The organism is Acidianus manzaensis, from assembly GCF_002116695.1.
GTDB classification, from domain to species: Archaea; Thermoproteota; Thermoprotei_A; order Sulfolobales; family Sulfolobaceae; genus Acidianus; species Acidianus manzaensis.
On sequence record NZ_CP020477.1, the window covers coordinates 356,102 to 380,288 of the forward strand.

At 28.8% G+C, this 24,187-nt stretch carries 22 protein-coding genes and 1 tRNA gene; 11 read left to right on the plus strand and 12 right to left on the minus strand.

Translation table 11 applies throughout. From position 1 onward, the window contains the following. Positions 1–244: 244 nt before the first annotated feature. The 3 genes from B6F84_RS01495 to B6F84_RS01505 are packed head-to-tail and all read right to left on the minus strand — an operon-like array spanning position 245 to position 2,329. Positions 245–775 carry a hypothetical protein gene (locus B6F84_RS01495; protein ID WP_148690580.1) on the minus strand — a complete coding sequence of 177 codons (531 nt, stop codon included), beginning with the start codon at positions 773–775 and terminating at the stop codon, positions 245–247. Next, positions 772–1,512, minus strand: a complete 741-nt coding sequence (locus B6F84_RS01500; RefSeq protein WP_148690581.1) for a hypothetical protein — start codon at positions 1,510–1,512, stop codon at positions 772–774. The genes B6F84_RS01495 and B6F84_RS01500 overlap by 4 nt, the downstream gene beginning before the upstream one ends. Continuing rightward, on the minus strand, positions 1,481–2,329 hold the full coding sequence (locus B6F84_RS01505; protein WP_148692798.1) for an ABC transporter ATP-binding protein: 849 nt from the start codon (positions 2,327–2,329) through the stop codon (positions 1,481–1,483). Before B6F84_RS01505 ends, B6F84_RS01500 begins: the two co-directional genes overlap by 32 nt. Positions 2,330–2,476: 147 nt before the next feature. Here B6F84_RS01505 and B6F84_RS01510 point away from each other — a divergent pair, with 147 nt between their 5' ends. From B6F84_RS01510 to B6F84_RS01520, 3 genes are all read left to right on the plus strand, one after another. Next, positions 2,477–2,908, plus strand: a complete 432-nt coding sequence (locus B6F84_RS01510; protein WP_148690582.1) for a hypothetical protein — start codon at positions 2,477–2,479, stop codon at positions 2,906–2,908. A 16-nt stretch (positions 2,909–2,924) separates the two neighbouring features. After that, the gene (locus B6F84_RS01515) at positions 2,925–3,212 is read left to right on the plus strand and encodes a glycoside hydrolase family 38 C-terminal domain-containing protein (protein WP_148690583.1); all 288 of its coding nucleotides are present in this window, start codon (positions 2,925–2,927) and stop codon (positions 3,210–3,212) included. An 80-nt stretch (positions 3,213–3,292) separates the two neighbouring features. Next, a complete protein-coding gene (locus tag B6F84_RS01520) occupies positions 3,293–4,090 on the plus strand; it encodes an MBL fold metallo-hydrolase (RefSeq protein ID WP_148690584.1) in 798 nt (265 codons plus the stop codon). Here the strand turns inward: B6F84_RS01520 and B6F84_RS01525 are convergent. From B6F84_RS01525 to B6F84_RS01540, 4 genes are all read right to left on the minus strand, one after another. Continuing rightward, positions 4,080–5,399, minus strand: coding sequence for a class II fumarate hydratase (locus B6F84_RS01525; protein WP_148690585.1), 1,320 nt, complete (start codon positions 5,397–5,399; stop codon positions 4,080–4,082). The two genes, B6F84_RS01520 and B6F84_RS01525, sit on opposite strands and share 11 nt — an antisense overlap. A gap of 107 nt (positions 5,400–5,506) precedes the next feature. Further along, positions 5,507–6,664, minus strand: a complete 1,158-nt coding sequence (locus B6F84_RS01530; protein WP_148690586.1) for an MFS transporter — start codon at positions 6,662–6,664, stop codon at positions 5,507–5,509. 293 nt (positions 6,665–6,957) lie between these two features. Next, complete coding sequence (locus tag B6F84_RS01535) at positions 6,958–7,191, minus strand: DUF504 domain-containing protein (RefSeq protein ID WP_148690587.1); 234 nt, start codon at positions 7,189–7,191, stop codon at positions 6,958–6,960. A gap of 66 nt (positions 7,192–7,257) precedes the next feature. Continuing rightward, positions 7,258–9,903 (minus strand): thermopsin family protease, encoded by a 2,646-nt coding sequence (locus B6F84_RS01540; protein ID WP_148690588.1) that lies wholly within the window; start codon positions 9,901–9,903, stop codon positions 7,258–7,260. Positions 9,904–10,265: 362 nt separating this feature from the next. Here B6F84_RS01540 and B6F84_RS01545 point away from each other — a divergent pair. From B6F84_RS01545 to B6F84_RS01555, 3 genes are all read left to right on the plus strand, one after another. Further along, positions 10,266–10,364 (plus strand) — tRNA-Lys (locus tag B6F84_RS01545). Positions 10,365–10,758: 394 nt separating this feature from the next. Beyond that, complete coding sequence (locus B6F84_RS01550; protein ID WP_148690589.1) at positions 10,759–12,291, plus strand: 4-hydroxyphenylacetate 3-hydroxylase family protein; 1,533 nt, start codon at positions 10,759–10,761, stop codon at positions 12,289–12,291. 65 nt (positions 12,292–12,356) lie between these two features. Continuing rightward, positions 12,357–12,701 carry a hypothetical protein gene (locus tag B6F84_RS01555; protein WP_148690590.1) on the plus strand — a complete coding sequence of 115 codons (345 nt, stop codon included), beginning with the start codon at positions 12,357–12,359 and terminating at the stop codon, positions 12,699–12,701. Here B6F84_RS01555 and B6F84_RS01560 read toward each other — a convergent pair. Beyond that, on the minus strand, positions 12,693–13,397 hold the full coding sequence (locus tag B6F84_RS01560) for a hypothetical protein (protein WP_148690591.1): 705 nt from the start codon (positions 13,395–13,397) through the stop codon (positions 12,693–12,695). The two genes, B6F84_RS01555 and B6F84_RS01560, sit on opposite strands and share 9 nt — an antisense overlap. A gap of 191 nt (positions 13,398–13,588) precedes the next feature. Between B6F84_RS01560 and B6F84_RS01565 the strand changes: the two genes are divergently transcribed. From B6F84_RS01565 to B6F84_RS01580, 4 genes are all read left to right on the plus strand, one after another. Next, complete coding sequence (locus B6F84_RS01565; RefSeq protein ID WP_148690592.1) at positions 13,589–14,269, plus strand: maleate cis-trans isomerase family protein; 681 nt, start codon at positions 13,589–13,591, stop codon at positions 14,267–14,269. Positions 14,270–14,329: 60 nt separating this feature from the next. Beyond that, positions 14,330–14,746 (plus strand): hypothetical protein, encoded by a 417-nt coding sequence (locus B6F84_RS01570; protein WP_148690593.1) that lies wholly within the window; start codon positions 14,330–14,332, stop codon positions 14,744–14,746. A gap of 462 nt (positions 14,747–15,208) precedes the next feature. Beyond that, a complete protein-coding gene (locus B6F84_RS01575; protein WP_148690594.1) occupies positions 15,209–15,730 on the plus strand; it encodes a hypothetical protein in 522 nt (173 codons plus the stop codon). Positions 15,731–15,867: 137 nt separating this feature from the next. Further along, positions 15,868–16,473, plus strand: a complete 606-nt coding sequence (locus B6F84_RS01580; RefSeq protein ID WP_187152730.1) for a trimeric intracellular cation channel family protein — start codon at positions 15,868–15,870, stop codon at positions 16,471–16,473. Here the strand turns inward: B6F84_RS01580 and B6F84_RS01585 are convergent. Continuing rightward, complete coding sequence (locus tag B6F84_RS01585) at positions 16,470–17,810, minus strand: hypothetical protein (protein ID WP_148690596.1); 1,341 nt, start codon at positions 17,808–17,810, stop codon at positions 16,470–16,472. The genes B6F84_RS01580 and B6F84_RS01585 overlap by 4 nt on opposite strands. Continuing rightward, the gene (locus B6F84_RS01590; protein ID WP_148690597.1) at positions 17,800–18,510 is read right to left on the minus strand and encodes an ABC transporter ATP-binding protein; all 711 of its coding nucleotides are present in this window, start codon (positions 18,508–18,510) and stop codon (positions 17,800–17,802) included. Before B6F84_RS01590 ends, B6F84_RS01585 begins: the two co-directional genes overlap by 11 nt. Positions 18,511–18,800: 290 nt before the next feature. Between B6F84_RS01590 and B6F84_RS01595 the strand changes: the two genes are divergently transcribed. Beyond that, positions 18,801–19,592 (plus strand): tetratricopeptide repeat protein, encoded by a 792-nt coding sequence (locus tag B6F84_RS01595; RefSeq protein WP_148690598.1) that lies wholly within the window; start codon positions 18,801–18,803, stop codon positions 19,590–19,592. 39 nt (positions 19,593–19,631) lie between these two features. On the opposite strand, the gene B6F84_RS01600 is transcribed toward B6F84_RS01595, so the two are convergent. Beyond that, complete coding sequence (locus tag B6F84_RS01600; protein WP_148690599.1) at positions 19,632–21,992, minus strand: protein kinase domain-containing protein; 2,361 nt, start codon at positions 21,990–21,992, stop codon at positions 19,632–19,634. Positions 21,993–22,080: 88 nt separating this feature from the next. Then, a complete protein-coding gene (locus tag B6F84_RS01605; protein WP_148690600.1) occupies positions 22,081–24,063 on the minus strand; it encodes an acetate--CoA ligase family protein in 1,983 nt (660 codons plus the stop codon). Positions 24,064–24,187: the final 124 nt, after the last annotated feature.

Consider the following 24,187-nt stretch of genomic DNA (forward strand, 5'->3'; position numbering starts at 1 on the left):
CTAATTAGATATTATAGGGAATTACAATTTTATAACATAATCAAAATTTTATATAAATAGTAACTCTTCCCTTAAGGCAAAGTTGATAAAGGACTTTTTCAGATTCTATTTAGTGCTAGTGATTTTTCTAAGAAAGAATAAATTCCAGTTATACAGGAATTTGTATAAACTATTTTAAAAAGTTAATATCATTTAAAACTTTTATTTAATATAATATCTGTTTTTTACTTTTGTCTTATTAAGCTCATAAGAAGTTAAATCTCTCCAAAATTGTTAAGGCTAATCCTAAAATTAATAATATAGCACCAATAATTTGTGTTATAGTTTTGTTTTCTACTATATTCATTTTATAAATGGTTAAATGAACATATACTGGATATGTTAAATTATGCGTAGTAATGTATGTAGTCTGATTTATAACTTTTTGAACAGTTACATTACCGCAGGGCAAAGTTTCTGTTTCATTCACAATTTTTCTAGTTTTTATAAAATATCCTTCTTCGTAAGTTTTAAACTTGTAACTTCCATGAGAAAGAATTAGTGTATATGGAGCTTTTACGATGTAATTATTTCCATCATGAGATATAATAACATATGCTGAAACATTAGTGGCGTTTTCGATTATATTAATGTATGCTCTTGCTGTAGTAGGTACATTAATTTCTAATGGTTTACTAGTTAAAGTGAAAGTATTGTCAACATGCGTATTAATACTAAGTATTCCTAAGGATAATATTGCTATGCCTATGGCTAAAATAAATCCTCCAATTTTCATACTTCTATCACCTTAAACCTTATATAGCTAATTATAACGAATATTAAACTTAAAATTCCATCTATTATGATTCCAGATAATATTTCTGGTGTAAAATTCTTTCCTAAAGAGTCCTCAATCCATAGTACATATGGATTAGCGAATGATGTAAAATAAGTCATAAAGTAATTATGGTATAGGATATCATAGTAACTTAATATTCCTCCAAATAAGAAAATTATACCTGAAGAAAATAATGATACTAGCGTAGCTATTCCTGAACTTTTTAGGATTAAGGTTAATAGCATAATGAAATTTTCGATGAAGAAGAATCCTGATACAAATGTTAGTATCAAAAGTGATGGTATTTTAATTCCAGAAAGAAATATATATATTTCTAGTGTAATTAACCAAAAAAGCAAAGGAAATATAATGTCTGAAATATAAATATAAATGAATAGTTTTTCTCTCTTTATAGGCATAGTTAAAAACGATATAATACTTCCTCTAGAAATATGATCGCCAGTTACAAAAATTATATTTCTTAATGATAATGCGAAAGCAAGAGTTTCAGATACGCTTATTATTGGTATAAAAGACAATACTAATCCTAATAATTGGAAATATCCTCTTTCATAAAATGCAGAAATGAATATATTTGAAATTAGCATTGTAGGTATAACTAGTTCTAATGTAGGTTCTCTATATCTTTCTTTAAATATCACATTAAAAATTTGAAAGTCTCTTGAACGCATCATCTAACGATGACCTCCTGATATTAAGTATTTCAATACCTTTATCATCTAGTTTGTCTACTATTTCTCTTAAATCTCCTATAGTTTTTATGTATCCTCCTTCTATCTTCCCATTACCTAGAATTTTTAGCGCTAATTCTGGCTTATCTACAAGAATATAAATTTCTTCATTTTTTGTCTCTAACGCTTCATTAATTCTCCCACTAAATGTTATTCTTCCATCATTGATAAAGACTACATGAGATATTATCTTTTCTAACTCAGAAAGTATATGAGAAGAAATAAAAAATGTTACTCCTCTTTTATTCAGTCTTTTTACTTCCTCATAAAATTCTAATCTAGCATTAGGGTCTAAATTTGCAGTAGGTTCGTCTGCTATTATTAACTCTGGCTCTTTAATTAACGCTGATATTAACTGTACTCTTTGCATTAATCCAGATGATAGCTGAGACAGTTTCTTTTTTAAATGGGGAGTAAGTTTAAATTCTTCTATCAAATCTCTAATATCTTTACCGTAAATTCTGGCTATATCATTCAAATACTCTTCAACAGTATTCTCTTGAGGATATGTTAATGTAGTAAATATTATTGACATTTTTTCATATACTTTCGGATTATTCCATGGATCTTCTCCGAATACTTTGACGTTTCCCGACGTTTTTCTTAATAAGCCAGAAATTATTTTTATTGTAGTAGTCTTTCCTGCACCGTTAGGTCCTATAAATCCAGTTATCGATTTATCAATTACCTCAAAGCTTACTCCTTTTAAGACTTGCTTTTTATTGAATTCTTTCGTCAAGTTTTCTATAAGAATCATTATTAATAAGAGATGTATAACTATTATTTTATCTTTTTTCATTACATATATTCTCATTAGTTTGAAAATATATTAGTTTTTATTCTTATATATAGAGAAAATGATGGCAAATTTTAAAGCTTATTTAATCGATTTTCCTTAATAATTATAATGGGTCTAATAGATCTAGAGAAAGAAAAGATAAATAATATTGCCTTCTTTTTAAAAGGCTTTATGACTGACCATGAAAGATTTGAAACAATAGAAGATATTTTTACATTTATAGATAGGATAAACAAAAAGAAAATAGAATCTATTGAAAATATAAAAAAATGGGAAAAATGGAAATTAAAACTCTTATTAAAGAGATTAAAATTTATTTCCAACTCATTTAGAAAAGAGAAAAAGTTGAAAAATAGCTTAGAATCTAAATTTAAGATAAAAATAACTCGTATTTTGGAATATGAGCAAGATAAGTACGTAATATTCTATGAACTTAATAACAAAAATCTAGTAGTTTCTGGTTCAGCTAGGCAAATAAAGGAGAAATTAAATGAAGAATTAAAGCGAAAAAGGAAAGAAAAGAATCTTATTAATAGCTAAAAGATAATATATAATAATGTCGTGGAATTTTAAGTCGAATAAAATAAACAAAAATTATAATAATATAATGTGCAGTATAGACGAGATAGTTTCATCCAATTCTGTTCAGAATATTAGGCAAAAATATAATATTTCACAGCAGAGTATACATAAATTTGTTACAGAATATTTAATAAAAATATATGTAGAAAAGAAACTAACTGAAGAAGAAGTTTTAACTAAATTTGAATTTCCAGAAGAAGCAAAAAGGGAACTTGCTAACGAAGTAAAAATGCAAATAAAAGAGAGAAATATTCAGAGCTAAACAAAATATTTTAGTAGATTTTATTTTGAAATTCTAAAATTTATGTCAGAGCTTTTAAATCTTAGTTTAACTATTTATTTATGAAAATAGCTAAGGATATCGAAGTTCTACCGGGTAGTCCTAATACACTAGTATACGATAATAGAGTAGTTATAGATCAAGGTGGGAAAAACAGTAGTGTCAATATAAACGCAGAAACGCAATTAGCTACTCATGGTCACATGGATCATATTGCAGGTTTATTTAAGCAGGCTAAAATAAAGTATTTACCAAAAGAAGACTATTGGAGTTTAAACATTATTGGGAGAAGAATGATGACATATGGCTTTAGTTCCAAGAATTCCAATTTATTTACTTATGATTTAATAAAAGATAATCTTACAGACTCGTTTAATGATTCAGAAATTGAAAAAATATCTTTACCTGGCCATACTCCAGGTCATACAGTGTATATTATTCAAGGAACAATATATTGTGGAGATGCATTTTTTGGTCAAAAAGTCTTAGAGCATTTTGTTTTTCCATTTTATGTAGATTTTTGGAATGCGATGGATAGTTTAGAAAAATTGAAAGAAATAGCTAAAGGTTTAGATAATATAATCATTTCACATGGTCCAGTTTTTCCAAAAAAGAAGATGCTTGAATTAATAGATTATAACTTATCATATGCACAAAAACTAGTCTCAGAAATAAAGGACTTAATAAAGGAAAAAGAGATGACTGCAGAAGAAATTGTCATTAGAATCATGGAAAATAGAGGCAAAGACGAAATAGATCCTACATCTGTTTTACTTAATGAAATAACTGCTAAATCAATATTATCTCAAATAGCAGAAGCTAAAATAAATAAAGAAAAAGGAATTGTGTTTACGACTTAGCTGGAATACCAGGTTTTACTAATCTTTCCAAGTTAAGTATTTTATCAATTTCTTCATCTTTAAATCCTAGCTCCTTTAAGGCATCTCGTATCGACATTCCTTTAACTAGCATCTTACCAATTTGAGAAGCTTTATCGTAGCCAACTATAGGTGAGATTACAGTAATTAATGAAGGACTACTTTCAGCGTACCTTTTCATCTTTTCTACATTTGGTTTCATTCCATTTATTACTAGTGCACTAAATTTATTTAATGCCTCAGATAATAATGATATTTGTGTAACTATATTATATCCTACTAAAGGAACTCCCATTGCTAATTCAAATTCTCCTAACATTGAAGCGAACTGATTAGCATGATCCAGCCCTACTACTTGAGCTGATATTAGTAAAGAAGATTCAACAGTTACAGGATTAGTTTTTCCAGGCATTATACTGCTTCCTGCAATTTCTTCCTGAGTAGGAATATCAATTTCGCCTATTGAAGTAAATGGACCAGAAAACATAAGTCTGAAATCTTGCCCAACTCTATATAATTCTACTGCAATGTTTCTTAAAACTCCACTTAGAAGTAATAAATCTGTTAAAAATCTCATTGATCTAAATTTATTTGAAGTTTTAAAACCTAGACCAGTTATTTCATTGATTTCAGTTATTACAGTATCAGAAAATCTAGGATCAGCATTCAATCCAGTGCCAACTGCAGTACCTCCTAATGGCAATTCCTTAACATACTCAATAACGTTATTAATCTCTTCACGTTCATGATAAAACGCATCGTAATATGCTGAAAGTTCTTGGCCTAAAGTAATGGGTAATGCGTCACGTAAATGGGTTCTTCCAGATTTTATTATATTCATATACTCATTAGATTTTGAATTAAGAGAAGATAAAATAGTGTCAATTGATGGGATTAATGATTCAAAAGTAGAGGACACGGCTGCGATTCTTATTGCTGTAGGAACAGTATCGTTAGAGGATTGTGACATATTTACGTGATCATTAGGATGTACTGTTTTTCCTAAAATTTGTGTAGCTCTTTCAGCTATTATTTCGTTAATATTCATGTTAAGACCAGTACCTGAACCTGTCTGGAATACATCTAGAACTACTTTATCATCATGATTCCCTAAAATGACTTCGTTTGCAGCTTGTTCTATTGCATTTTCTATATCTTTATCCAAAAGTCCTAGTTTCATATTTGCTCTTGCACATGCTAGTTTTACTACACCCATAGCCCAGATTAATTTCCTTGGAAATCTAGTTCCAGTATTCATAAACAGTTTTGGAGCAGTTTCTGTGTATTTCATAAAGATATTCTATAATGGAGATTTAAAAATCTACAAACTATCTCTATGGAGGGTATCAAATCGTATTAACTCTAGCATAGTTAGCAAAATGTATTAACTAATTCAAATTATCCTTTATGAAATTTATAAAAGTTCTTATTAACTTGAGATTTTTCACCAGAACGTACTTGATTATAAATGTATAAGAAGATTACTACACCTATGATGCTAGAAGATAAAACAAATAAGTTAGCTAACCTTTCGCCGTATAAGAATAGAATACTATACATGACACTACCTAAGAATCCAGATACTGCTTTTCCAGTATATAAAATTCCATTATTTACAGTTGAATATTTTGTTCCAAATACTATTCCAGAAACATTAAAATAGAGTGTTATTATAGATCCTCCTAATAAGCCTATCATAACTACAGATGGTATAATTAAATTCATAAAAAGAAGGAAAGAACTAAACGACAACAAAATATTTACAAGAAGAGTAGTTTTTATCACTCCTAACCTATCTGCTATATAACCGAAAAATGGTCTACCAGATCCGCTTAGAACAGGAAAGATAGAAATTAATGCGTATAATTCAGTAGTAGGTATTTCAGATTTTTTACCAATAACAAAAAGTGAAGATGAGATAACCAATAAAGGAAGAACTACTGTAACATAAGATGCATATATTAGCCAAAATTTTAATGAAATTATAGCTTCTTTGGGAGATTTTCCACTTTCCTGCATAGGATATTTAGCAAAACTCAAAAGAATAGGAAGAAGAATAAATTCCATTATTCCAATAATAAGAGTTATATCTCTAAAATTTCTAGACATAAGAATAAAAGGGTCAGCTACTGCAGAACCTAATCCAAAACCTAATGATACAAGCCCAGTAGCTAAAGCTGTTCCGCGTTTGAACCATTTTACAGCTAGATTTACTGCAATACCATAAAGTATGCCCTCTCCAATACTACCTAAAGACCAAAACACATAAAAGAATAATATGGATGGAGAAAAAGAAGTTCCTAAAAAACCTATTGCAGACAGAAAAGATGCTATAATTCCAATATTTCTAGGACCTAATTTGTCAGCAAAATTACCTCCTATTGGTTGAAAAGTTGATGAAAATATGTTAAATAATGTAAAGCCTATAGCAATTTCCACCAAACCTACTTTAAATCCTTCTTCAAAAAGTGGCTCAAAAGCGTTCCATGAGTATTGATAAAGAGAATTAAAGCACATCACTATAAAGCCTATAGCAACATAGCTCTCTTTTCGCATAATATAGAATAGCCTAATATATCATTTATTAATATTACTTTCAACTAAGTCATTCTTTATTTAAATCTCTTGCAAAAAATATGTATGCTTATCCAATAATGGAAACACATAAAGAAAAATTTGATAAATATCTATTTGCAATTGATAGTCAAGAAAATCCCTTAAATACTTATATAGTAATTGTAACAATAAGTGAAAAAAGAACAATAGCCACATGCAGCTGTAAAGGTTATGCGATTAGAGGATATTGTAAACACATAGACCTAGCGTTAAGAAAAATCAAACAATATAGACTAAGTAGAATACCTTCTCCAAATTGTAATATTACCCTTCTTAATTCTTAAAACTCTATGTAAAGGTATTATTGTCTCATTATATAAATAAATATAATTATTATCAACTCTCTGGATATCTTTAAATGGTATTTCAACCTCATTCACAAATCTATCCCTAATCACAAGTTGAAAATCTTCTTTCCTGTCCTTATACTTCCAAATAATCATATTAATCGCTTCCTTTATCTTCATTAGCACACCTTTTATATTCTGTTATTTTTATGAATTAGAATCATCTTAAAAAAAGTATTTAGATAATTATCTATGTCTGAATTTTTTCGTATATACAATAAACCCTATTATAATAAGGAATATAGCTAGAAGTAAATAGTCTAAAGGACTAATGGTTTCCTCTGATCTGATATCTATAGGCTTATTCACAGTTACAGTTTCGCCATTGAATACATGAACATTGCCTATCCATCTTACTAAGAAAAATGGTGTAGTAAATATTTCTATAGTAATTTTCTCACCTTTATCTACCCATTCAGTGTTACCATTTATTTTAACTAAATATTGAGTAATATATAGAGGTTTGATAATTTCACTAGAATTTACCAATATATTAGCAGTAGAATTTAAAATATACCTCTCATTATTTGATATCTGAATAATTGAAGGCAAAGTAATATATTCGCCATCTCTTACATATTTCTCAATTGAACCATTTGGAAGTATAATTTTTTCAAGATACTTTAATGAATATATTGGAGTATAATTAATAGATTTATCAACAATCAACATTAAAGGAGACTTTAAAGTAAATAATTCTTTTGTCAAATTAATTATTCTAGGCAATATTATCTTTGTGCCATTATTAAACCAACCAACAATAGTACCATTAGGCAAACTAAGAGAAACATAATACTGCAAAACATAAGGAACAACAAAACTAACCGATTTATGAATTATATAAATATTAGATATATTAATTAAATATCTATCAGTAGGGGAAATATTGATAATAGTAGGCAATATTATCTTTGTGCCATTATTAAACCAACCAACAATAGTACCATTAGGCAAACTAAGAGAAACATAATACTGCAAAACATAAGGAACAACAAAACTAACCGGACCTTTTATAATCAATTCCGATGAACCATTCAACACATACCTTTCAGCAGAAGAGACATTGATAAATTTAGGAAATGAAACTACAGAACCATTATTAAACCAATCTTGTATATGCTTATTTGGATAATATATACTTACAAGATACTGCAAAACATATCTAGGAGAAATTATCATTGGAGAAACTACCGCGACTAAAGAAGAACTATTCAACACATACCTTTCAGCAGAAGAAATATTGATAAATTTTGGTAAAACAATGCTAGTACTATTCCTAATCCATCCAGAAAATGTGCAATTAGGATAGTTAATAGTAACAAAATCATAAACTGAATAGTAAGGAACGATAGAAATAGTTTCAAACCAGAAATTATTTGGCTGAATTGTATAGCCATTATTAATTACCTTTGATATTCCATCCTCATTAAGTATTATATCATCAAGAGTATAATTTAATGTATTATTCTCTTTCATAATATATTTTGATATATTAACTGTGAAAGATGAAGTTGTATAAAATACCTTACCACTTTCGTTAACAAATGTAAATCCTGGTATAATTGGATTAAACTTATTTGTCAAGAATCCTTGAAGAGAATTGCCAGACTTAACAATAGCCTGGCCATTTTTAATTTCAGTATGAATATTTCCTGCAGTTTCTAGAGAATTTAACCCATATGACATTATACTTGGAAAAGCAACCCACTTATCGTTACTATCATACATCAAACTAAGTTTAGCATTAAGTGAAGTGAAAATTGCCTCACTATTAGGATAATATCCTCCAAAAACCAATTCAACATCATAAGGATTTAAACTGCCAGTAAAATTAGGCCTTACAACTATGTTAGCTGATTCAACTTCAGGACATTTCACAAACACAGTATCATAGTAATTTACTGTTGGAGGAACCAAATTACTTGATTGAATTATGATATAGCCAAACCTAATATAGACTCCTTTTCCGTGTACTATAGAAATGTTATCTACTAAATAACCAGCTAATGGAACAGAATACGGAGTATCGGAATAATAGGAAGGTTCATATGAATAATACGTTCTAGAGTTATAGGTATTAATATTTCCATTACCCGAAATACTAATGTTAGCTAAATATGAAGAAAAATTCCATATTTCATCAGTAGGAGAGTAATAATGCAAACCAGTGTTAAAAAGGATTACATTTTGAAGCCATAATTCCTCCTTTTCATATCCATTTATCTGCAAAACTGCATTCATCTGAAGTGACGCTAGATCACCCTTAACTTGCAAAGAAGATATATTAAAATATCCTAAAATTGCAGATGTCTTTATACTATAAGTAGAAAGATGATCAGAATAATTGTAAAATCCATATGATGCTATACCAGTAGAAACAGAACTTCTATCAGAATAGAAAAGTGAATAAAAATCTAAACTACCTATATATAATTTGATTTCACTTGAATTTATATTAACTGCGTGATTAATTGCAATTACATATTCACCTTTTGGTAAAGGAATATAATAAGTTCCAGTAGAAACAGGTATAACATATTCGGCATCGCACGAGCCACCTAACACCCAATAGTCAAACTGCGTAGGGGTAAATACTGAAAGAATATATGTAGAAGAAAAATTACTTTCTACAATTAACTGTTGGCTAGCGCCAATATTCACATATCTATAAAGAATAGGAAACCAAATGTAAGGAGCTTTAGTATAAGGATACGGAGCTAATGGTAATTGTCGTTGTAAAACATGATTTGAATTGAACCCATTATTAATAAATGCAATAGAAGGAAGAATGAGCAAAGTTATGAGCACTAGAATTCCTACTAACTTTAACATGAAAATATTAATATGTATAATAGTTAATTAGTTTTCATGCTGAAAAAACAATGGATTAATATAAGGTCTCAGTGATAAGTATATATTAATAAGCGTTAAAAAATAAAAAGATATCACTAGAAAGCAATAAATAGATAAATAGAAAATATAATATTTAGATGATATGACAAAAGAAATTAGTAATTCTGATTAAAATATAAATAATAAAATATTACTTCTAACAAGTAAAATATTAAATATAACATTTTCCGCTAATGCAAATTATTGATACATATAAAATTTTGATATAAATTACGTTAGATTTGATACTGATTCATAGGAAGAAATTTTTTAAGCAATTTCCGCTTAAAGAAGAGATAGTTGGGCCCGTAGCTCAGCCAGGTAGAGCGGCGGGCTTTTAACGCATACGGGTAGCGGAAGCCACCCGTAGGTCCCGGGTTCGAATCCCGGCGGGCCCGCCACACCCAAAATGATTTCTCTTGAAAAATATATTTTAAAACTGGTTTTTTGATTATATATTGCACTTGCTATTATTCTTAAACTTATACTATCTAACTATCAAAGACTAATACTAAACATTATAACATAATGCAGTCTTCCTAAGCCTATCCAATTTAGAAATATAGGAACTTTAGAGCTAAACATATTTTTGATACTATTCTATTATTTTTTACTTACCTATATTTAACCAGTAAGTCTAACAATATAATTCAGTAATATCTGATACAAAAATTAACATTATATGCGTATATATTGATAAGTTACTAGATTTACATTTTATGATACTTTTTCTAGAATTCTCAACAAAATAAAGCTTATACTAAAGTTTAAAAACTTTAAATCATATAGTCAGTTATGGGTTTAAGAACTGGTCAAGAATATCTAGACGCGATAAAAGTAAGGAATAAGGCTGAAATTTATGTGTTAGGAAAAGAAGTAAAAGATGTTACTACTAATCCTTTCCTAAAACCTTCTGTTTTAGCTTTTAAGGCAACTTTCGATGCTCCTTGGGAAGAAGATACTAAAGATTTAGCCAGAGCATGGAGTCCTTTCATAAATGAAGAAGTAAATAGGTTTAATCATATTCATAGATCTAGAGAAGATTTAGCAGCAAAGGTAAAATTATTAAGAAAGATAAGCCACAAAGTAGGAGCATGTTTTCAACGTTGTGTAGGATTTGATGCACTGAACACATTATACATAACTACTGAATTAATGGCACAACATGGTAAAACGGAACCAAAGGAAAAATTTGTAGAATATCTAAAGACTGTACAAAAGAAGGATTTAGCATTAGCAGGCGCTATGACTGACGCTAAAGGAGTTAGAACTTTAAAACCAAGCCAACAACCAAATAAGGATGCTTATGTTAGAATTACAGAAGTTACTAAAGATGGAATCTATGTTTCTGGAGCTAAGGCAAATATTACTGGAGTTGCAGCTAGCGAAGAAATAGTTGTTTTACCTACCAGAGCAATGGGACCTGAAGATCAAGATTATGCAGTAGCTTTTGCTGTACCCACAGATACTGAAGGAATAAAGATTGTAGTAGGAAGACAATTAAATGATGCTAGAAGACTAGAAGGAGGAGATATAGACTCGATACCGTACTTCTATAATCATGAGGGATTAGTAATTTTTGATAATGTTTTCATCCCAATGGAAAGAGTATTCCTGATGAGAGATTGGGAATATACTAATCAATTAGTTGAAATATTTGCAGCTTATCACAGACAAGGATATGGAGGATGTAAGGCAGGATTAGGAGATGTAATAATAGGTGCTTCTTACAATTTAGCTAAACAAATGGGTGTAGAAAAAGCTTCACATATTCAAGATAAAATTACTGAGGAAATATTCTTAACTGAAACTATGTATTCCGCAGGAATTGCAGCTAGTTTAAACGGTATAGAAGTATGCCCAGGATGTTTCTGGGTTAATCCTATGCATGCTAATGTTACAAAACATCTAGTTACTAGATTTCCATCTCAAATATCTCAATTAGCTATTGACATTGCAGGAGGTATTGTTGGGACAGCTCCGAGCGAATGGGATTTAAAGAATCCTAAACTGAAAGAGTATATAGCAAAGTATTTACAAGGAGTAGAAGGATATACAGCAGAAGATCGTATAAGAATGACTAGGCTTATAGAAAACGTAGCATTAGGCGTTGCATTTCAAATTGAATCAGTCCATGGAGCAGGAAGCCCAGCAGCCCAAAGAATTATGTTTAGTAGGCTGTATGATTTAAGTTATTCAGAAGAAGTAGCCAAAAGATTAGCAGGAATGAAGTCTGATGTTCATTTTAAGAATTCAGCTGAACCATGGAGGCTAAGTGAAACTGAAAAATTAGCTTCAAAAACGCAAAAAACAAAAGATAATAAGTAATTTTTACCTTCTTTCTTTTTAACTTTAGAATAAATACTTTCTACTTTCTTTATTAATTTATGGATATGGAAAGAGAAATAGCTTATTATAGGTGTCAAAATAAGCCTGTAATATTTATAGCTAAGACTTTGAATATTGATTGCAAAACAGTAAGATATATTATTAATAAGTGGAAGAAGGAGACGCATGATTATGTATTTGCATTAAAAAGCAATTCAATTTCTTTTTTCAATCCTGATATTACAGGATTATTGAAAAGATCGGATCTCTCTTTTTCTTATGCACAAAAATTGCTTTCAAATACGTACGTTATAAATTACATTATTCTAAATAGAAACGAAGCACATAATCGTTACATGGATTGCATAAGATATCATATTCATCTCTTATTAACTCATAACTTAATCTAGTCTTCTTAGTCTTTCGAAAAGTAACCATGAAGCATGAGATGCAGAATATAATGAATTTAGTGTAGGGTAAAGCTTCCATTCTACTTCTCCATGAGCTAATAGATTTCTTACATTTATAGATAACCTAAATGCTAGACTGGTTCTCTTGTCCATATACTTTTCTGCCCATGCAAGTAATGAACCTTGAGAGTAAGGAAATATTTGTCCATTTATTTTAACTTTATATTTGCTCCAGCCTTTTTTCTTAAGTAGAAGTTTTAGTTTTCTATAGTCTAATTCTTTTCCTTTAATTTTCACTTTTTTCTTCTTATATTCTATATAATCAGCTTTATTTAGCCATTCACTATATAATGATCTTAAAGCCATTTCCATAACTAAATAAATCTCTAGTGTGGCTATTTCGTTAAAGCCTCCAATTTCTAATAGTTTTAGAGCATCATTCTGAACCTTAGATACCTTATCAGGTAAGTCTGTATGAAGTTCGCCTTCTCCTAAAATAAGGTAAGGTATATTTGCTAAAAATACTCCTAAAGCGTCTTTCTTATTATCTACCTTAATTTTCTCAGTTTCATTAATTATAATGTACTTATCTTTATATTTTATTTTATCAATTGCTTCATTAAGTATTTCTTCATCTCCTTTTTTATCATACTGAAAGAAATCGTTTACTGCTTTTATGATTTTCTTGTTAAACACATAATGTCTTAAATTAATAAGTTATTAATTTTTACCTTATATTTTAGAATGAAAAATTCAGATAAGTGTAAAATATACTAACTTCTAATTCGACTCACAGATAGTCAATCCAAAAAACGTTTTTATCAAGCTTATCTAAACTCCAACATAACAATAGATTAAATTATTTTTTATGTTTTTAATAAGATACTATGCCAGGTGGTAGAGCTAGAATTGGTGTAATACTTCCTTCAAATAATGCTGCTATGGAATATGATTTATGGAAGATGGCGCCAGAAGGAGTAACAATACATGCGACTAGAATGAAACCAACTAAAGGATGCGAACCACAAAATGTAGAGGAATTTAGAAAGGAAATATATGATGCGTATTATTTGCTTCATGAAGTTTCTGATATAATTATTTACGGTAGAACTTATGGAACACATAAACATGGAAATATAATTAAAGAAATTATAAAGGACGTAGTTATACCAGAAGAAGCTGTTATTGAAATCTTAAGAAAATTGAAAGTTAAAAAGGTATGGGTAGGCACTCCATATATAAAAGAACGAACATTAGAGGAAGTCCAATGGATTAAAAATGAAGGCTTTGAAGTTACTGGTTATGATGGTTTAGGTAAAATAAGAGGAGTAGATATTTCTAATACTCCAATATTTACAATCTATAGACTAGTGAAAAGAAATCTGGAAGATGTTATGAAAGCTGATGCTGTTTATATAGCTTGTACTGCACTATCTACTTTTGAAGCTTCCAAATATCTTTACGAAGATCTTAATATTCCAGTAATTACTGAAAATACTGCAGCTATGTGGATGACACTTCAGAGACTAAAGATATCAAGCAATAATATCTTTGGATTCAAGTTATAACGTATTAGCCTATTATAAGAATAGAAAGATTTTATAATTATGAATAATGCATTTTAAAACGTGAAACGAATAATAGTTGGAATTTTTGTGCTGATATTAGCTATAGGAATTGCATTTTACGCTAGTGCCTCTAATTTTCATAATATATCTCTTTCTCCATATGACTCTAAAGAAATCAACTTAAACTCTCCAATTGATTTAATTTCTATTAAAAATGTGTCTGCTAGTATTAGTTTATCTGTAATAAATGGCAGTATAGACAAAATAATTAATGAATCTAATCAAGAAATCATAATAGTATCCTTAAATGCAAGTAGGGGCGAACTAATATTAATTAACAATTCTTCTAGCTTATTAAATATTAAATACAATATAGAAACATTAAATAGTACCAGAGTACTGCTATTCTTTGGATCAATAATTATTTTCATTAGCGGATCAGTACTAGTACTAACTGAAATAAAAAGAAAGAAATAAGATATGTTTTAACTATTAACTGATAATAAAAAATTTTATCTAGAGCAACTTTAATAATTTTAATGAAAGATTTAGGTAGGATAATAGGTATTATAGTTTTTATCGCTATTGTATTAATCTATTTGTTTGTATTTGATTATTATTCGTTTTTATCTTTAGGAATAAACCAGTTTCATAATATTATTAGTTATCAACCTAGCTTCAAATATTATATTTCAAGTAATAATCTGATATTATGCATTATAAATAATCAGAATTTTTCCATTATTATATATAATATATCTGGAAAATATATTTATTTGCCTAAATCACAGATTATATCTCCAATGTCTATAGATAATATCTCACTTATTATAACTAATACAACGAATTTTAATTCAAGTATAAATAATGCTAACTGTGTAATACACATTAAACTTGGATTTTTAAGTTCTAATATATCTATTAGTCAGGTGATATAAATTGAGAGTAAAAATCAATTATCCTTTAACATTAATATCTCTTGTTTTTAATATTCTTATATCTACTTTACCTGGTTATTGGTGGTATTATTCCATAGGAAAATTAGCAGTTATTCAAGATTCTCCTTTTCAAATTTATATTTCATTATTCAATCAAAGTTTAGTTATTACAAACTTTATTAATGTTTTTCTTTTTGCATTCAGATTTTATATCATTGGCATCTCTATTTATTATATTTTTTTATTGCTAAAAGGTAAAAAGAATACAATGCTGACAATTACATGGATAAGCTATCTCTATATTCTTGATCCAGTAATAATTTTTATTATATTTAATTTTATACTTAAATATTTTATTCCTATACATTATAATTTTTTTATTGTAGGTGAAGAAAACATATCTATTCATTCAGGAAATTATATTATAAATACGTACATACAAAGCTATCCAACTGAGGAATTTATTCTTGCAATAATTGTAGGATCAGTTAACTTAGCATCAAGAATAATAAAAAATTTATAATTCACTGAATCTAAAAAATTTTCAGCGTATTATCAGGAAATTTTAGATAGTCTAAATTTTCAGAAATTAGTGAAGACTGAATTTTGAGGTTAAAGTATACAGAAAATTTTTAATAAGAAACTATAGTGATGAGATTTGTGAGTTTGATATTAATTATTACTAATTATATAGGAATTGTGGCTTTTTCAGTTTCTGGATCTATAAAGGCTATAGAAAAAAGAATGGATCTTCTAGGAATTATCACACTTGGATTCTCTACATCTTTAGCAGGAGGTATTTTAGCTGATTTATTGCTTGGAATAACTCCACCTACTAACTTAATCTATTTACCTTATCCTACAGCTTCCTTTTTAACTAGTATAATGACATTTCTTTACTTTAGAAAATTTAACATTATTAATAAGATCTTGATTTATGCAGATGCGTTAGGATTAGGCGCTTTTACTGCTTCCGGCGCTTCTTTAGCTTATCATCTATCTCCATCACCTTTACTAGTTATAATGGTCGGAACTATAACTGCAGTTGGAGGGGGAGTATTAAGAGATATTCTAGCAAATGACATACCTCTAGTTCTTACAAAGGAATTTTATGCTACCTCAGCTATAATTGGATCGTCAGCGTATTATATTTTAGCTTACCTTAATATTCCAGCTTATACTAACTCTAGTATTGTTTTACTTTTGACGTTCTTTTTAAGGGTAATAGCTATAATGAAAAAATGGAAATTACCTTCTATTAATTAAACAAATCCATTTTCTACCATCTTTTCTTCTACTTTTTTCCAAAAACTTGAGGATATTAGGAATGGCAAACTAAGAACAAACATAACTAGACTTGATATTATTCCAGACATTAAGCCTATAATTATTGCAGGAATATATATTAAGATTAGTACTGGAAATGATAAGAATGTTATTAAGTATTGGATAGCTGTGTACCTATAATTTGGCATTGTATCTTCTTTTACTTGAAACGGATTTAGTCTAGCTTGTATAGACGCTAAATAAATATAAGAAAATGGTAACGTAATTATTGTAGATATTCCAAGGCCTAAAGTCACAGGATTTAACATAAAGACAATACCGATAGGCAAGAAAATTAGCATTATACTAAGAGCTTTACTTAGAAGATAATATCTGGCATACTTAATAGGTGGTAAAAGACCCATGCTTATCCAAAGAGGCTCAAATGAAAATGCTGAGAATGCAGTATAATATAAGAACATTATTTCTATAATGGGAATAAACGTAATAAATTGAAATAAAGGTATAATTTTGTTTATTATATAATATATTATAGATAGGATTATTGTTACGGCTAATATGTAAAAGACATTAATTCTAACTGATTTAAATGATGTATTACCCATATAGTTAAACCTAGCAAATATCTCAAAAAACGAGAAAGATCTAGTTACGATTGCCATAAAAGGAGATTTACCTGAGAAATTAATTGTTCTTTTCACTATTGGTTGATTTCCTTGTGTAAATACTTTAAATCTTATATTATCTAAATTTTGTAATGCAAAAAATACTGATAAACCAAGTAATAAAATAAGAAATATGTAATTATAATCTAGACCTAGAAATATAGCGGTAGGAGAATAGTAGAAATGAAAGAAAGGAGATATGTACCAGAGCGCTAATAAACCTCCTATAAGAGCTTTGTAAGTTATTTTAGCATTGGCTAATGCTACGGATAATCCTACTGCAATTAATGCGAAGATAAAAGTAATTAAAATACCTAGTAAACCCAATAGTTTTAAAGTAAAAATGCCGAAAAATAACGAAAAATATCCTGTTACTATAAAATTTCCAATAAATAATGCTAATGAAATTTGTTTCTGATCTATAGGTAATGTAAGAAGATAATATGCATCAGATTTCGTTAAAAGAACGCCAGAAGTGATCACATAAACTAAAAGCGTAAAAGCAAAAGTTGTAGTAACATAATAAAAGGAAAATGTAAAAGGAATAACATATACATATAAGCCTTCTAGAAATAATAAGAACAGATTTATGCCTAATACAGATCTATTTACTCTAGTTAAAATTATGAATTTAATTAATTTACCTAACATTAGCCATCATCCTGGCTACTATACTCTCTATTGGTTCATTTTCAGAGCCTAAATTTCTTAAATCTTGAATTGTACCAAACCATACTAATGTACCTCTGGCTATCATTATTACATGATCTGTTAATCTTTGAGCTATACTCATAATATGTGTTGAAACTAGAAAGGTTGATTGCATAGAATTCAATAAAGAAATAACCTTTTCTTGTGTAGGTATATCTAAATAGTTTAAAGGCTCATCTAAGAGAATAATTCTAGGCTCATGAATAATTGATAAAGCTAAGGCTAATTTTTGTAAGTTTCCTCTAGATAGCCTTCCAGCTTGTATTCGCTCATATTGCCTTAAATCTAAGAGATCCATTAACTTTTCTGCTCTCTCTTTAGCATCAACCAAACCTCTTAATGAAGCTACATATTCTAGGTTTTCTCTAACACTTAGAGTTCTATACGGTAGAGGATCTTCTGGTAAGTACCCCATAATATTTCTTGCTTCTTTACTATCTGGTGGATAACCTCCAATGTATACTTCTCCATAATCAGGTTTAAGTAATCCAGCGAGAATTTTCATCGTTGTTGACTTTCCTGCTCCATTAGGACCTAAAAGAGAATATCTACCACCACATGGTATAGTAAATGATAAATTTTTTAATGCAATAACGTTATTGTAAGACTTCGAAACATTATTAACAACTATACAATCCATAGGTTTCTAATTGTTGGACTTCAATATTAATCTTTATCATATACACATTTATATTGAGGATTTATTATATATAAGTAATAAAATAATAATTATATATATATATTAATATACTATAAATTTTCTAGATATTTTTAAGTTACTTTTTAGATAAACGGAAATTGATTTTAAATCATTGTTATTTATATCGCTATTTTACAGCAAAAATATGATAAAATCTTGAATTAAGAATAGAGTCCTAATTGACAATAACGAAATATTTTAAAGCAAAAGTATATATAATAATATTTAAAATGTCATTAGACCAGATTTTTAAGGATTACCAAAATGGTAATCTTAACTATGCATTAAAGCAATTAGAAGCTATTATAGCGTCTAATCCTTCTAAAGAAGCATACGAGTTAATGGGTAAGATACTTTTAGAGATGGGAAACGAAGATGAAGCACTACAGTTTTTCGATAAAGCAGGAGATGTAATTTCTAAAGCAAAAATACTCATTTTAAAAGGAAATTATACAGAAGCTTTAGAAGAATTAAGAAATGAAAGTTCAATAGAAGCTAAATTATTGAGGGGAATTATTTACGTGCGATTAGAAAAGTATTCTGAAGCTTTAGAAGAATTAAGGAACCTAGAGGATAAAGTAGAAGATAATCCAATATATTTTAAAATTAGGGGAATAGCAGAATATTATACTGGAAATTACTATGAATCAATAAGAAATTTAACTAGAGCTATGCAAAATTATCCTTTAGATGCAGAATTATTCTACTATAGAGCTTTAGCTAAATTAGCTTTAGAAAAAGATAAAGAAGCAGAAAAAGATATTGATATTGCAATAAATCTTAATCCATACTATGCTGAAGCTTATTTCAATAAAGGATTAATTAGGGAAAAGAAAGGAAAAATTGAAGAGGCAATCTCGTATTATAGTAGAAGTATAGAAATTAATCCAGAAATGATTAATGCGTATGTAAGAAGAGCTAAAGCCTACATGAAATCTGGAATGGAAGATGAAGCTATAAAAGATATAAAAGTAGTAAAAAAATTAGAAAAAGAAAAGAATAATACTGATAAAAATTACTGATTATTATTCAATTAAAATAAATTAATTCAAATGTATATATTAGCTTACACTTTTTATTATTGTGTTTAATTGTAAAATTACAGAATCTATATTTGGTCTTTTTAGCGGGTCAGGATTTGTCATAGATTTTATTAGATTTTCGAAAATAGAATCTGAAATTCTTAGACCTTGATAATATTTTAAATATTCTGTCTCTGCAGTTTGTAAGTACATTTTATAGCTTGAATTTCCAGATAAATAATACTCAACTGATTTATCTAAATAAGATATTAAAGAAGGCGAATTATATGGTTCTCTAGTTAATAATTTATAAATAGTCGCACCAAAGGCATATATATCCATATTCTTTGACGCACCTTTTCCTTCAAGCATATATTTTACTTGATCAACTCCACAATACTGAGGAGTATATTCCATAAATCTTTCTCCAACTTGTCTGGCAGAACCTAAATCTCCTAACTTAGCTACTACATTAAGGCTTAAGTTCTTCAAAACCTCTTCTCCAAATCTCCCTGGAGAGCTAGAAAAGAATATATTGCTAGGCTTAATATCCAGATGAACGTAATTTTGGTCGTGGATTGTTTTTATTGCTCTAGCTATTTGTAAGGAAATTATTGCTACTATCTTTTTCCAAGAAGAGGAAAGATATAATGCGTCATTTTGTAGTAAATCCTCTGCTGTTCCACCTGACATATATTCCATAACAATAGCAGGAGGATTCTGATAGTATAGTTGAACGTTCTTACTCATTGTTATTGACTTTATTAAATTCACATCAATAAATATTCCATATAGTTTTACAATATTTACTGATTTTTCTGATATTTCTTGTAACTTAGATGATTCCTTAGAGATATCAACAAATGTTGTAAAGCTTTCCTTACTATCTCTAGAAGAAGATAACTTAGGAATTTTTATGGCATATTTTTCACCATCCCTTTCTCCCAAAAGAACATATGACGTTCCTCCTATTCCTAAAACTTGTGTAATTTTATATCCATAAATCTCAGTATTAACCCATAATTCTGGTTTCCAACTTTCTAACGATGGAAGGGATATGTTTAGTTGCTGAGTATTCATTTGTAAACCTAAAATACTAGGTAATATTGCTTTAACTCTTTCTTTTAAATTCTTATCTTGTGTTTTACTAATTACGAATCCAGACAACCTCTCAGCTGACTCTTTGTCTCTCTGAGCTAAAGCTTTTATTAAGCCTATAACATCTTCTGGTATTTTTTCCTTAGAAATGATACAATCTGCTGCATTTTTTAAATTAGCACAATATAAATAATCTATTTTTCCCTTTGATGGCAACCATATTATTGCATCACATTCTTTTTTATTTATAGCATCGCAATAAATTCTTGATGTTGAATATCCTAACTTATTTAAACTCTTTAAATAGAGATTAGCCCTATTAATTCTTCCATCAGATATAGCCTCAAATAAACTTTTTTCTATTTTACTTGGATCTTCTATACTTTTTGGTATTACTGAACTTCCTGACATAAGAAATTCCAAAGATATTATTGGATTAATAAATATAAATGGTATAGAAATTATAGCTGAAATAATAGAAGCTATTAAAGATGCTAGTAAATCTTTCTTAAGATTAAATAATATACTAATGATTAGTACTAATAAATCAATAGCTATAACTGTAAGGAATATTAGAGTAAAATTCAAACCATTCAAAATAGATGAGATACTTAGTGCTGTGGATTTGTAAAATAACAAATAAAATAATCCTGGTATAAAGCTAACTAGAATATAAGGAAGGCCAACGTTCCTTATAGAACTAAAAACTGTAATATCCTTTTTGCTCCAACTTAATAACACATATCCTATGGTTGCCATAATTATAGAATATATAGCAAAAGTATTACCAAAATGTAATGTAATGTATGGAATATCATTAATTAATTGGCTAAAAGATGATATTTGAGATATTGAATATTGAAATAATACTCCAACTATTAACAATGAAAAGGCTACACCAGATATTTGTGATTTTATTCCATTTCCAAAATATGCGAACAGAGGAATACTAATAATTGTTATTGCAATAAGAATTATGTAAAAAAGTAGAGAAACAGAATATGGGAATATTTGATTATATAATACAGGAGGAAATAGTGTAGGCAATACTATAGACGACAATATAAATCCTATTCCTAATGATTTAGGAGTAGGTCTTATAGAAAGAACTAAGGAGAATATAATTAAACTTTCAATTATTATAAATTCAGCTGTTTTACCAAAAGAGTAAGTAGAAGTAAAATTGTTTGTAGTAAATAATGTAATATAATTATATTCTTTTATTAAAAGATAACTTACAAACAAAGTCAATACTATGTATAATATCCTTATACCAGTAAAAATTCCACTTTTGATTCTCATACATAAACTACAAATAGTAATGAATTAAAAATTTTCACTTAGTTTTATCTTGTAAATGACTATAATTAAAAAATAGTTATAAGTTAATTCAAAATACTACTCTAACGTCCACTGCAAATGCTCCTTTATCATTCACTATTAAAGGGTTTATATCCATTTCCTTTACATTAAGATCTACAATTAACCTAGATATTGTAATTATAGTTCTTATTAACGAACCTTCATCATAACCTCTTTTCCTTGCAGTAAGCATATCGTGAATCTTACTTTCTTTTAACATCTCTAATGCTTCGTCTTCATAAATTGGAGAAAGACCATAACTAACATTTTTTAGAACTTCGACATAAATCCCTCCACTTCCTACTAAAACTGTATGACCAAATACAGGATCTTTTAGACCTCCAACAAATACTTCTAAACCTGGTAACTGTTGTTGAATCATCACTCTTTTTGTGATTTGATATAACTCTTTAAATACACTTTTCACCATATCCTTCTCTACATTCATTACAACACCTTTCATATCCGTTTTATGTAATGGCTGATCAGATGAAATTTTCATAACTACTGGATATCCTATGTTATCAGCTATTCTTTCAGCTTCTTCTTCCGATTGAGCGATACCCCATGCTGGCGTTTTAATACCGTATATTTCCATTAGTTTTAGTGCTTCGTAGTCAGCTAAGTTTTGTTTTCCTTTAGCTAGTTCAACTGCTGACGAAATTGGTTGAGCAATTCTTATTTTCTTCCTAGGATTAGGCTTAGAAGTAAAATATCTTATAGCCCTAACAGCTGCCTCAGGGAAGTTAAAGGCTGGAATAGAAGCTGATTCTAAAATTCTAAGAGCTGATTCTTCATCAACCCCCATCATTACTCCTACCACGCCTTTTCCCTTAAAGTTAAGAAGAACCTTAGCCACTTCACTACAGCTTACTACTGGCAAAGATTGAACTATAACAAGCTTAGTACAATCTAAATCTTGAACAATCTTTAACGCATCTAAATACCTATCTCTTCCTGCATCACCTGATAAATCAAGAGGATTTTTAGGTAAACTAGTAGGTGGCAAAATTTTAGTTAGATCTCCTTTTATTCTTTCTGGGATCTCTATCATATTTAAATTATTCCTAGATATAGCGTCTGAAGTTAATACTCCATGCCCACCGGAATTTGTAACTACTAAGATATCGCTTTTTATTGGTTCTGGTGATGTTACAAATCTAGTTAAATTAAGAAAATCACTTAGATCCTCTACAAATATCCCACCTACAGTATTAATTGCGGCTTTAAATACCTCATAAGACCCTGCTAGACTCCCTGTGTGAGTTTTTACTGCTTCAGCTCCTCTAGCTGTAGCTCCTCCTTTGATAAAAACTACGGGTTTTCTAGCTGTATCATCTGGAATAGTTTCTAAGAATTTTTCTCCATCTGCAACTCCTTCTAGATAAACAAAGATACCCCTTGTTTCTGGATCTTTGGACAGATAATCAATCACCTCATATTCTTTTACATCTGCTTGATTACCCATACTAACTAGATAACTTATTCCAGTTCTAGTTCTCTGAGCCCAATCTAACATATAAGCTCCTATTCCACCACTTTGGACTACTAATGCTATTTCCCCTCTTTGAATATTTGCATAAGCAAAGGTTCCATTAAAATCGGGCGAAATTAAACCCATAGTGTTAGGCCCTAAAACTCTTATTCCTCCTTTTCTGGCTGTAGAAATTAAGTCTTCCTCAAGTTTAACTCCATCTCCTCCGATTTCTTTAAACCCAGAAGTGATTACTATAGCTGATTTCACACCTTTTTCTACTGCATCTTCCATTACTTGGACAGAAAATTGCCTAGGTACTGAAATTATAGCTAAATCAACGTCACCAGGTATATCTTTTAATGTCTTGTAAGATTTCATTCCTTCTATATCTTCTGCTTTATTGTTTACTGCATAAATTTTTCCTCTGTATGTAGAAAGTAAATTTCTAAGAATGATATTACCTATTTTTTCTCTATTTCTAGAAGCACCTACTACTGCAATAGATTTTGGTCTAAATAATGAATCTAACGACATAAAATATTGATCTTAACCATTATTAATATAAGCAGTTTTTGAAAACTATCTAATAATTAGATAACTATGTTAAAGAGAATTTACACTATTTTTAATATAATTTCTAAAAGTAGAATCTTTAAAA